The sequence below is a fragment of the Paenibacillus sp. Root444D2 genome (assembly GCF_001426375.1).
In the GTDB taxonomy this organism is placed as follows: domain Bacteria; phylum Bacillota; class Bacilli; order Paenibacillales; family NBRC-103111; genus Paenibacillus_E.
Genome location: NZ_LMEO01000012.1, coordinates 331,226 through 343,217, shown reverse-complemented (window position 1 = coordinate 343,217; position 11,992 = coordinate 331,226). Strand labels below are relative to the sequence as shown.

At 44.1% G+C, this 11,992-nt stretch carries 8 protein-coding genes; all 8 read left to right on the top strand.

Going from position 1 to position 11,992, the window contains the following annotated elements; genetic code table 11:
• The first annotated feature begins 3 nt into the window (after window positions 1-3).
• The 8 genes from ASD40_RS10255 to ASD40_RS10215 all read left to right on the top strand — a co-directional run bounded on the left by ASD40_RS10255 (window position 4) and on the right by ASD40_RS10215 (window position 11,977).
• On the top strand, window positions 4-921 hold the full coding sequence (locus ASD40_RS10255; protein ID WP_057303189.1) for an ABC transporter permease: 918 nt from the start codon (window positions 4-6) through the stop codon (window positions 919-921).
• Window positions 922-948: 27 nt separating this feature from the next.
• On the top strand, window positions 949-1,848 hold the full coding sequence (locus ASD40_RS10250) for a carbohydrate ABC transporter permease (protein ID WP_057303188.1): 900 nt from the start codon (window positions 949-951) through the stop codon (window positions 1,846-1,848).
• Between the two features lie 61 nt (window positions 1,849-1,909).
• Entirely contained in the window at window positions 1,910-3,469 is a 1,560-nt protein-coding gene (locus tag ASD40_RS10245; protein ID WP_057303187.1) for an ABC transporter substrate-binding protein, read from the top strand.
• A gap of 135 nt (window positions 3,470-3,604) precedes the next feature.
• Window positions 3,605-4,456 (top strand): copper amine oxidase N-terminal domain-containing protein, encoded by an 852-nt coding sequence (locus tag ASD40_RS10240; RefSeq protein WP_057303186.1) that lies wholly within the window; start codon window positions 3,605-3,607, stop codon window positions 4,454-4,456.
• 552 nt (window positions 4,457-5,008) lie between these two features.
• Window positions 5,009-7,045, top strand: coding sequence for a beta-galactosidase (locus tag ASD40_RS10230; protein WP_082562159.1), 2,037 nt, complete (start codon window positions 5,009-5,011; stop codon window positions 7,043-7,045).
• 157 nt (window positions 7,046-7,202) lie between these two features.
• Window positions 7,203-8,972 carry a cache domain-containing sensor histidine kinase gene (locus ASD40_RS10225; protein WP_057303183.1) on the top strand — a complete coding sequence of 590 codons (1,770 nt, stop codon included), beginning with the start codon at window positions 7,203-7,205 and terminating at the stop codon, window positions 8,970-8,972.
• Between the two features lie 6 nt (window positions 8,973-8,978).
• Complete coding sequence (locus tag ASD40_RS10220) at window positions 8,979-10,532, top strand: response regulator (protein ID WP_057303182.1); 1,554 nt, start codon at window positions 8,979-8,981, stop codon at window positions 10,530-10,532.
• 116 nt (window positions 10,533-10,648) lie between these two features.
• A complete protein-coding gene (locus ASD40_RS10215; RefSeq protein WP_057303181.1) occupies window positions 10,649-11,977 on the top strand; it encodes an ABC transporter substrate-binding protein in 1,329 nt (442 codons plus the stop codon).
• Window positions 11,978-11,992: the final 15 nt, after the last annotated feature.

Genomic DNA, 11,992 nt, shown 5'->3' with positions numbered 1-11,992 from the left:
AAGATGAGAACAGGACTCCTGTATCGACTCAAGTCTAAGAAAACACTGCTGTTCATGATTGCTCCGGCAGTCCTTTACTTCTTGCTTTTCAGCTATGTGCCCATGGCCGGTATCGTGCTTGCGTTCAAGCAGTACCGTTATGATTTGGGCATTATGAACTCACCATGGGTGGGATTTGATAACTTCAAATTCTTCTTCATGACGGGTGATGCGTTTAGAGTTACAAGGAACACGATGCTTTACAATGCCGCTTTCATCCTTATTAATAATGGGCTGCAAATTGTGGTCGCGATCTTGATGGCCGAAATCGGCTCAAAGCTGTTTCGCAAAACGGCGCAAACCCTTATGTTTCTACCGTATTTCTTATCCTGGGTAGTCGTAGGTGCTGTAGCGTACAATCTTTTTAATTATGAGCACGGAACTGTCAATACACTGCTTCGCTCCCTACATATTCCTGAGCTTGATATTTATACGACTCCGGAATATTGGAAGTATATTCTCATCTTTTTCTCAGCGTGGAAAGCGGTTGGTTACGGCGCTGTGTTTTACATGGCATCCATTCTGAGTATTGATCGAGAAACGTATGAAGCTGCTGAAATTGACGGTGCCAATGTGTTTCAAAGAATTCGATATATTACACTTCCGTCCCTACGTCCAACGATAACAATCCTTGTTTTACTAGCGATTGGCGGTATTTTCCGCGGTGATTTCGGACTATTCTACCAACTCGTGGGCAACAATGGTCTGCTGTATCAAACGACGGATGTCATTGACACGTATGTGTATCGTTCACTCCTGGTCAACAATGAAATCGGGATGTCATCCGCGATTGGATTCTATCAATCCATCCTCTGTTTTGCGACCATTATGGTAACGAATTTCCTTGTGCGTAAATCGGATAAAGAGAATGCCTTATTTTAAACAGAATGTAATTTGCGGGGTGAACCTATGAGTACGACGAGTGTTAAAAAGAGTCAAATCGATCAGCGGATGCTGGATATCATTGGCTATGTGTTTATCAGTTTGATCAGCTTGGCTTGTTTAATTCCATTTATACTTATTATTAGCGGCTCGTTAACGAGCGAATCCTCGATTACGAGTGATGGCTTTCGATTATGGCCTAAGGAATTTTCTTGGGACGCCTATGCTTTTGCGCTCAAACATCCTCAGCAATTTGTCAGCTCTTATCTGTTGACGATTGCTTTAACCGTAACGGGGACGATTGTGGGACTGTTCATATCAGCGATGGCTGCCTATGTCCTTCAACGTCAGGATTTTGAGTGGCGAGGAGGATTTTCCTTCTTTTTCTACTTCACCACCCTTTTTAATGGCGGACTTGTACCTTGGTACATCCTAATGGTTAACTATTTACACATGAAGAATACCTTCTGGTCGCTGCTCTTGCCTCCGCTCTTAAACGTGTTCTATATTATCATCTTACGAACGTTTTTACGGAGCATACCAGACGCTATTACGGAATCTGCGAAGATTGACGGAGCAGGGGATTTCACGATTTTTATCCGTTTAATTCTACCTCTGGCGAAGCCGGGACTGGCCACAATTGGACTGTTCACCGCACTGAATTATTGGAACGATTGGTTTAACTCTCTGCTGTTTGTACAGAATGAGAAACTGTATACCCTGCAATATTTACTTTATAAAATGCTGGGCAATCTCGAAGGTATTCGCAAGGTTATGGCCATTACGGGTATGCAGGTTACGGAATTGCCTGGTGAAAGCTTGAAAATGGCGCTCGCCATCCTTGTTACAGGACCGATCATCTTCTTATATCCGTTCGTTCAGCGTTATTTCGTGCAAGGCTTAACCGTTGGAGCTGTAAAAGGGTAACCCCGGGAATTCACATTCCCGGTTATCATAAATTATCTATCTTTTATAAGGGGAGAAAAAAATGGCATACACCAAGAAATTAGCTAAACTCAGTCTGGCATCACTTTTCGTGATGGGTACTGTTCTGACGGCTTGCGGAACGAAGGATGCATCACCGACACCAAGCACGTCTGCGACACCTCAAGCAAGCACTTCCGCAACTTCAAGCAATGGTATTGATACAAGTAAAGAAGTAAAGCTGAAAATGGTTTTGCTTGGTTCCAAGCCGAAAGCTTTTGATGAGGTTTATGGTGAAGTTAATAAAATCATGAAGCAAAAGATTAACGCGACGCTGGATGTTAGCTTCTTAGATTGGGGCGAGTATCAACAAAAATATCCGCTTATGTTCGCAGCTAACGAGGATTTCGATCTCGTCTTCTCGGCTACATGGTCCTACTATGCGCAGCAAGCTACGAAAAACGGCTATATGGAATTGACAGAAGATATGATTAAAAAGTTTGCCCCGAAAACATGGGCGGAAGAGCCAAAAGTAGCTTGGGAGCAAGCGAAAATCAACGGTAAAATTTATATGGTTCCACAAAATAATTTTGAGTACAGTTACCATATGGTCGGTATCCGAGGAGACTTACGTCAAAAATACAATTTGCCGGAGCTTAAAACGTATGACGACTATGTGACATTTTTGAAAACGGTTGCTGAAAAAGAGAAGGACTTCAAACCAAGTATCGGTGTTAGTGAGTTTAATGCCATTGAATTGGTTCAACCGAATGAATGGAACTTCGTTGTGCCTCAACTACCGGTCGCTTACAAAGTAACGGATGGTTCAGGTAAATTATTTAACTATGTTGATACACCTGAGTTCGCAGATTTTGCTAAGAAAATGAATGATACCCAAAAAACAGGTGCTTGGTCCCGAGATGCCATTGCCAATAAAGTCGACAAAACACAAGCATTCAAAGACGGTAAGCTTGCTTCCGTTGAGTGGAACTTAGGAACATTATTGCGTGCAAAATCCGAAATGTTGACTACGCACCCAGATTGGAAAGTGGAGCTGTATGATCTGAGTGCAGATAAAAAGCGTCTATCCAATCCGTTCATCAATAATGGGATGTCCATCCATGCAGGTTCCAAAAACTACGAACGTGGTTTAATGGCGATTGACTTACTCCGTTATGATCCGGAAATTCATGACCTGACGAACTACGGGATTAAAGGCAAGCACTATGAGCCTGTAGGCAACGATCAGTTCAAACCGCTTCCTGCTTCTGCGGATTTCCCTCCGTCCGGTACGGATCCATGGGGCTGGAACTCCTTACATGAACGTTTGGATTCCACGGTAGCTGCTGAAACGCAAAAATTCACAGAAAACTGGAAAAAGACAGTGACTGTCAACCATCCTTTAGAGACATTTACATTTGATGATACCAAAGTGAAAAATGAGGTCGCCGCTGTTAGCAACGTAATGGAGACTTACGGTAAACCGCTCTTCTACGGTTTGGTTGATCCTAATGATGATAAGCATGGTCTGAAAGTGTTTAATGATAAGCTGAAGCAAGCAGGTATCGATAAAGTTGTTGCTGAAATGCAGAATCAAGCTAATCCGCTGATTACGAAAAAATAAGTTGAAGAGAGATCCGCTTCCTGATTTCAGGAGGCGGATTTTTTTAACCATTTCGAAGTGACCCCTCCAAAAACAGGAAAGATGTCGAATATGTTAGGGAGTTAATAAAATCCCAACAACCGAGGAGTCGTTATTATGAAAATGAACAAGCCCTGGATGATCACAGCTACATGTATTGTTGTAACTAGCCTTATGACAGGATCTGCCTTTGCAAAATCCGAGAATGGCAACAATGCGGATAAAGCGGATTCGTCCAAACCAGCAGTGGAATTGAATGTAAAAGTAAATGCAGATAAGGATGTAACTGTAACCTCCGATACATATGATAACCAAGGCAAAAACGGATATCACGGTCTTCTTCATGCGCTAGAGAATGTAAAGGATAAGCCAGCTGGTGCTGTTATTGCCGATCTACTTTTGACTAACTACGGTGCACATATTAGCGACGAATTGAAGGCTGAACTTGATGCGATTAAAGATCGTGATGCTGCACTTTCTGCTGTTGCTGACATTTTGGACGAGCAGGGTAGTGTAACCGATGCGGTTTATGTTCAAAAGGAAGCCGTAAAAGCGAACATAAAGAACTTGAATTCCTACAAGAAACTTGGCAAACTTTTTGAAAAGCTAGGTAAAAAAGGTGTGTTTTTGTACGTAAATGGTGAGGAACCTACTTTGGAAGTTAATCCTTTCATCAAAGACGGCAGCACATTGGTACCATTCCGCGCGATATCCGAATCTTTAAAAGCCGAAGTAACATGGAACGCCGAAGAACGTTCGGTAACCGTTACTCGTGGCGGAATTACAGTTAAGCTCTTTATCGATAGCACGAAAGCTACTGTAGACGGTAAAGAAGTAACATTGGAAGTTCCTGCGGCCATCGTTGAAGGCAACACGGTTGTACCGGTTCGTTTCATTAGCGAAGCTCTAAAAGCTACAGTTAAATGGGAAGAAGAAACGAAGTCCGTAGTGATTTACGAAGAACAATAAGTGTTACTTTATGAGGAGCTTACCTTCGGGTAGGCTCTTTTTTGTTTATGTCATTAGCCGGAGATCGGAATCCGTGGAGATTTACACCAGAAATTTTTCGGTTATTAGTTAGTAGTCTAGACTGACTTTTTTTCTTGATCTATAGGAGTGATTGTTGTACGGAGTACAACAATTTCGTTTGTTTCTTCTCATTAAGCTGTCATTGTTGTACGTTGTACAACAATTTAGCCTTGTTTCCTTCTATAGAGTTGTTATAGGGAGAAATGTTGTATTTACTGCAATAATCGCGAGGAAAACGATGCTTATCAGGCTTTTTATGGTACAACATACAACATTGCTTGGGTCAAATAGGAAGGCGCCCAAAAGGATCGCTTAGATTCGTACGTAAATCGCAAGAAATGACGGGTAATCGATATTTTATCGGGTATTTTTGTGGTAGTGAAACTGTTAAACTTGGATGCAATGAACCTAATATGAGTCCATACATTTATCCTAGAGGTGATCATCTTGTCACAGAAATATCCGCCAATAAGTCCGAAATTACCCGTTTTCATGCACGGTGCCGATTATAATCCTGATCAGTGGCAGCACGATCCACATGTGCTGGAAGAAGACATTCGCATGATGAAGCTAGCTAAATGTAATGTGATGGCTGTCGGCATTTTTGCTTGGTCGGCGCTTGAGCCAGAGGAAGGTGTGTTTACCTTAGATTGGCTCGACCGTGTGTTGGACACATTCGCGGCCAACGGCATTTATGCGTGGTTGGCTACCCCGAGTGGCGCTAGACCTGCATGGATGGCAGAGAAATACCCGGAAGTACTGCGGGTAGGCCCTAACCGGGTGCGCAATTTATTTGGTGCACGTCATAATCATTGCTATACGTCCCCGGTCTATCGGGAGAAAGTCACAATCATGAACAAGCAGTTGGCAGAGCGCTATGCGCAGCATCCTGCCGTAGTGGGCTGGCATATCTCCAATGAATATGGAGGGGAGTGCCATTGTAATTATTGTCAGGAAGCTTTCCGCGGGTGGCTGAAGCGCAAATATGTAAAGCTGGATGCTCTCAATATGGCGTGGTGGACTTCATTTTGGAGCCATACGTATACGAATTGGTCTCAGATTGAATCTCCTGCACCGCATGGCGAGAATTTGGTCCACGCGATGAATTTGGATTGGAAACGGTTCGTAACGGATCAAACGGTTGATTTCTGCCGTCATGAAATCGCTCCGCTGAAGGCTGAAAATACAGAGCTGCCCGTAACGACGAATCTCATGGACGCTTACGAAGGTCTTAATTACTGGAAGTTCGCTAATGTACTGGATGTCATCTCTTGGGATGCTTATCCAACTTGGCATGATGCGACAGATCAGAGCAATCTAGCCGCATGGTTCTCACTCAACCATGATATGTTTCGTTCGCTTAAGGGCGGTAAGCCTTTCCTGTTGATGGAGAGTACACCGAGCTTAACGAATTGGCAGCCCGTTTCAAAGCTGAAGAAGCCGGGCATGCATCTTCTGTCTTCTTTGCAAGCTGTGGCACATGGATCTGACTCCGTGCAATATTTCCAGTGGCGCAAAAGCCGAGGAGCCAGCGAAAAGCTGCATGGCGCGGTGATTGATCACGTTGGTCATGAGCATACGCGTGTATTTCAAGATGTAGCTGAGCTTGGCGGCGCTTTGGAGAAGCTGACAGATCTCATTGGGACACGAGTGCCCGCACAAACGGCCCTTATTTTCGACTGGGAAAATCGCTGGGCCGTTAAGGATTCGCAAGGTCCTCGAAATATGGGGATCAAATACGAACAAACGGTTTTAAGCCACTACCGCGCATTTTGGGAACAAGGCGTTCCTGTTGATGTCATCGATATGGACTGTGATTTCAGCAAATATAAGCTTGTTGTCGCTCCGATGTTATATTTGGTACGTCCGGGCGTATCCGAACGAATCGAACAGTTTGTAGCAAACGGGGGAACCTTCGTCACTACGTATTGGTCTGGCATCGTGGATGAGAATGACCTTTGCTTTCAAGGCGGCTTCCCAGGACCGCTTCGCAAAACACTTGGTATCTGGTCTGAGGAAATCGACGGACTGCATGATCATGAGGTGAATCGTGTCCTCTTCACGGAGGGCAACGCGCTTCAAATCTCAGGTGAATATGAGGTTCGTGAGCTGTGTGAGCTGATTCATACAGAAGGTGCAGAGACTCTTGCCGTCTATGGTGATGACTTCTACGCAGGGCGACCTGCGCTTACAGTCAATGCGGTTGGTAAAGGTAAAGCTTACTATATCGCAGCTCGTACAGATCAAATTTTCCAGAGCTGCTTCTATAAGCAGATCCTTCAAGAAGCGGGCATTGATGGTGCTCTGCAAACAGAGCTTCCTGCAGAGGTAACAGCTCAAATTCGTACGGACGGTGTGAATGAGTTCATCTTCCTCCTGAATTTTAGCAATAAAACTCACACCATCACATTGGATGAACAAGCATATACGGATATGCTGGCGTCGGATTTCGCGTCGTCTGTGAAGATTGATTCTATCTTGCAGCTCCAGCCTTACGGGGTACGGATTCTGAAGCGAAGTAAGCGGTAGAATTCATTGGAGAGTGCCTAATTTCATATAAGAAAGAGGATGCCTGGCTATTAATACCAGCATCCTTTTTTGCTACCTTTAAAGGTAAATGAGACTTCCATCACGAAGACTCTCACCAACATGAACCTTATTTAGCGAAGAAAAGTGGTGACGTTGCATGAAATCAGGCATAAGCAAGTGGTTTAATGAAATACGCAATCTGCGCATTAAAGCGAAGCTTTTTCTGCTCATTACAATTACTATGGCAGTCAGTTCTTGTATCTCATTAGTGGGGCTCCAGATTGCCTATTCGATTTATGATCAGCAAATTTATGAGAAATCATCTCAAGTTCTGAATCTATCCTCTACCTTGATTGAGAACGAGTTAAACAAAGTGGAACGATTGACCTTTAGTATCATGTCGGATGAACAAATTCAGCAAAATTTGATCGTGATGAACGAGGATGAATCCGATTACAATCGTATCCAATCACGTGCTAAACTTGTGGATCGGCTCGTGCAGTATATCAATTCTGAGACGTATATCATTGCAGCAGATATAACCGATGTGAAGGGAAGCAGCTATTCCAGCGGAAATTTGACAACGCTCTCATCAGAGCGGAGAGACCTTATCCAAACGACGGCTGACCGGGGAAGTGGCACCCTGGGATGGGTGAACCCGGACGCGCAGGATTACAGCTTAATTGCTGCCAGACAAATTCGTTCCTTCGACCAATTGGAGCTAAACAAGCTGGGCACCTTGGTGCTGCATGTGAATTTAGATAAAATTGTTAACCAATACGCAAAAGAAGCCGTAACAAGGGACGGCGAGCTCGTCATAGTATCAGACGGGAATTTAATATACCCGCGCGCAGCAAGTTTGAAATCCTTGCTAAGTGAGGGCAATCCAGCGGAGTCGGCATCCAAGGGCTTTCGCATTATGGAACAGGACGGAGAGAAATATTTCGTTTCCCATATTCACTCTGATTATTTGGGCTGGACGTATTACAACACCCTGCCCTTCCAAACCATCTTTTATCATATTATTTTGATGAAAAACTGGATGATTGCCGCATTCCTGCTTAGCTTTTTCCTCCTTGTCGGTTTTGGAATGACGGTTGCAAGAAGCGTAACAAGGCCGATAGAAGGCTTAATTACCAACATGCGCGGCCTGCAAATTAGCGATTTGGAGAAGTCCGAACTGCCGACGATCGCACCATTATCACAGCAGATGGATGAGGTAGGCTTGCTGCAGCGTACGTATCGCATGATGCTAGTGCGTATTCAAGAGCTGATCAAAGAGAACTACACGAAACAGTTGATCATCAAAGAAACCGAATTTCGTTCCTTGCAGGCGCAGATTAATCCGCATTTTCTTTACAATACGCTTGAATCAATCAATTGGATCTCCAAGATGAATGGACAGAAGCAAGTGTCCCAAATGGTTGAATCACTCGGCTATTTGCTCCGTTCGTCGATTAGTTTGAAGCAGGATATCATCACCGTGGAAGAAGAGCTGCAGCTTGTGCAGCATTATATTACGATTCAAAGAGTCAGATTTGAAGAACGGCTCGATTTTCGACTCGATGTTCCAGAACCTATAAGAAGTAACAGTATACCAAAGCTGACGCTGCAGCCGCTTTTGGAAAATGCGATTAAATATGCAGTAGAAGTCATGCTAGAGCCATGTGTGATTCAAATTATCGGCCAGGAAGAAGGCGAATCTCTTTTGCTCATCGTGCAAGATAATGGACCCGGTATTGATGAAGCCTATTTAGAGCAGATCCTGGCAGGAGAACGTAAATCCAGAGGTACGGGTATCGGTTTGAAAAATATTGATGAACGGATCAAGCTTTCTTATGGCGAAGAGTTCGGCGTCCAAGTGGAAAATCGCGCGGGCGGCGGTGCTCGTATTACAGTCCGTATTCCTATTACGAAAAGAGGGTAACTGCTTATGTATAAAGTGCTGTTAGTTGATGATGAACGGATGATTCTTGAGGGTATTTCTGCCATTGTAGACTGGCAATCGGTGGATACACAGTTAATTGGAACAGCGCGAAATGGTGTTGAAGCCTACGCTTTCGTGTGTGAACATACACCTGACATTATTATTAGTGATATTCGCATGCCTGGTATGGATGGACTCGGGCTTGTGGCCCGAGTAAAAGAAACCCATCCGCACATCCGGTTCATTATGCTTTCTGGATTCGATGAATTCGAATATGCCCAAATCGCCATGCAATATGGGGTGAAGCATTATTTACTAAAGCCATGCAACGAGAACAGCATTCTGAAGGCCTTAAGCGAAATTGCAGCGGAATACAAGCAGGAAGAGAGCAAGGAAGGCTTTATTCAGTCGATGAAGGCGAATTTGCGGAAGGTACTGCCCCATGTGAAGGAACAGTTTCTGAAGGAATTCGTGACGAACAAGTCGTATGGAAGCCGAGATTGGGATTATTATCAGGATTTATTTGGGCTGCAGGTTAGCGGAAAGAAAGTGCGCTTATTGCTTTTCCGTCTGGAAGACAAGTTCGAATATGAGCATCTTTTTGCCGTGAAAAATATTGCTGAGGACATTCTCGATGAACCTTTGCTAAGTTCAACCATTGCCGAGCAAATTCTAATTATGATTGAGGATCACGAAGATATGGAGCGATTACAAGAGCAAATCAAAGAGATACGGCGCATTTTTATGCTCTATTACAAAATTGACACGACTGTTGCCTTAAGTGAATCGGGTGATATCGTAGAGGCGAGGCGTCTTTATCTGCAAGCGCTCGATTGTTTAGGTCATCGCTTTTATCTCGGTGAAGGCGGACTGATTACGATGCGTGATATCCTGGATTCCGCCGTATTGAGCAAAGCTGATTTCGTCTATGACGAAGATCGGATTCTGTTCCCGATAAGGGCGGGCAATTGGGAGGAAGCTGAAGTGAGCATTGAATCGTTTCACGATCAACTGGCCAATTCCCGACTCGATATTCAGACGACCAAGTCGTATGTTATTCAAATATTTATTTCCATGACGCGACTATGTGCGGAAGAGCAAATGAATCATTACATGGGGCTAATCGGTCAAATATCTCAACTGGAGACCCTGCAAGCGAGCATCCATTTGCTGAAGCAAATCGCATCCGAAATCTCGCTTATTAACTTCGAACAAAATAAAAATAAACATTCGCAAGTCGTCCAAAAGGTTATTGATATTATAAATATGGAGCTAGCCAACACTGAACTTTCTCTCAATTGGGTAGCCCATCAGATGCTGTATATGAACCCGGATTATCTGGGGAAATTGTTCAAGAAAGAGACAGGAGAACGGTTCTCTAACTATGTGGTCACCGTTAGGATTAAGAAAGCAATGGAGATGATTAGACATAATGATGATGTTAAAATGTTCGAACTAGCGGAACAACTGGGTTTTGGCGACAATCCGCAATACTTCTCCCAAGTGTTTAAAAAGATTGCAGGCTGCGCTCCTTCCGAGTATAAGAAGTTGACGCTTTAAACCTTGTTTTCACTGTTTTTTGAACATTTATCGCGGTAAATTAGATTCAACTTTCGCTCTTCCAAGCTGATAATAAGAAGTGTGGAGCGCAGGTGACTCATAGGGGGAAGCTAACTATGAAACGCATACCAATACCAGTCCTGCTCCTAGTCATGTTGTTGTTAACCGTAATCGGATGCAGCTCGAGTCAGCAATCAGCGAATGGGGGAACTGGGAAATCAAGAACAATAGAAACAGCGAAAAGTGAAAGCAAGCATGACGTTAAGCTTCGAATCGCTTGGTGGGGCGGTCAAGCCAGACATGACTACACCTTGAAGCTGATAGAGTTGTACCAACAGCAGAATCCAGGCGTGAAGATCGATACAGAATATGCCGGCTTCGATGATTTTTGGAAAAAACTAGCTCCGCAAGCCGCGGCCAACCAACTGCCGGATATTATCCAGATGGATATCTCGTACTTAAATCAATATAGCTCGAAGAATCAGCTGGAAGATTTAGATGAGCTTACGACCAACGGAACGATTGATGTTCGTTCAGCTTCAGCGGAAACGATAGACTCTGGACGAATTGACGGCAAGCTTTACGGTATTCCTCTAGGGGTGAATGCGATGGGAGCGACTTTCGATGCAGCCCTGCTGAAGCAGGCCGGTATCGCTTCGATTCCTGTGAACTGGACTTGGTCTGATCTGGAGCGAATTGCCAAGCGTATGAAAGGACAAGACAAAGTACTCGATCATATGCGTTTCGATCAGTTCTTTCCTTACTACTTGCGTACGCAAAATCAGCACTATTTTAGCTCGGATGGTACGAGTCTTGGTTATAGCGATCCCCAATATTTTATAGATTACTTTACGATGTATCTCAAATGGTACGATGCCGGCTATATGCGAAACTGGGATAAAGAATCTTTAACCAAATTGACACCGGAGGAGAATCCGGTTGTACTCGGTGATGGTTTCATGACAATGGCGTGGTCCAATCAATTCGTGACTCTGCAGGAAGCCGCTAAGAAGTCATTGAGCATGATAGGGCTGCCGGGTCCAAATGGGAAACAAGGACTTTATCTGAAGCCAACCATGCTGTTCTCGATTTCGAAAAGCTCAAAGCAGAAAACGGAAGCAGCTAAATTTATTTCTTGGTTTATTAATGATATGGAAGCGAATAAGCTCATAAATGGTGACCGCGGGATTCCGATTTCGGCTGCTGTTAAAGAAGGTCTGAAACCCCTACTAACAGAGGCTGATCAGAAAGTCTATGATTACGTCGCTTGGGCGCAGCAGAACAGCAGTGTTATGGATCCACCGGATCCGCCAGGGGCTGCAGAAGTAAGCAAGCTGCTTCGGGATATGCAAGAGCAAATCTTGTACAGGAAGCTCTCGGTGGAAGAGGCCGCAGCCAGATTTATGAACGATGCCAACGCAATTCTTGCCAAAAATAAGAAATAAGAACTTTTTAAGCAG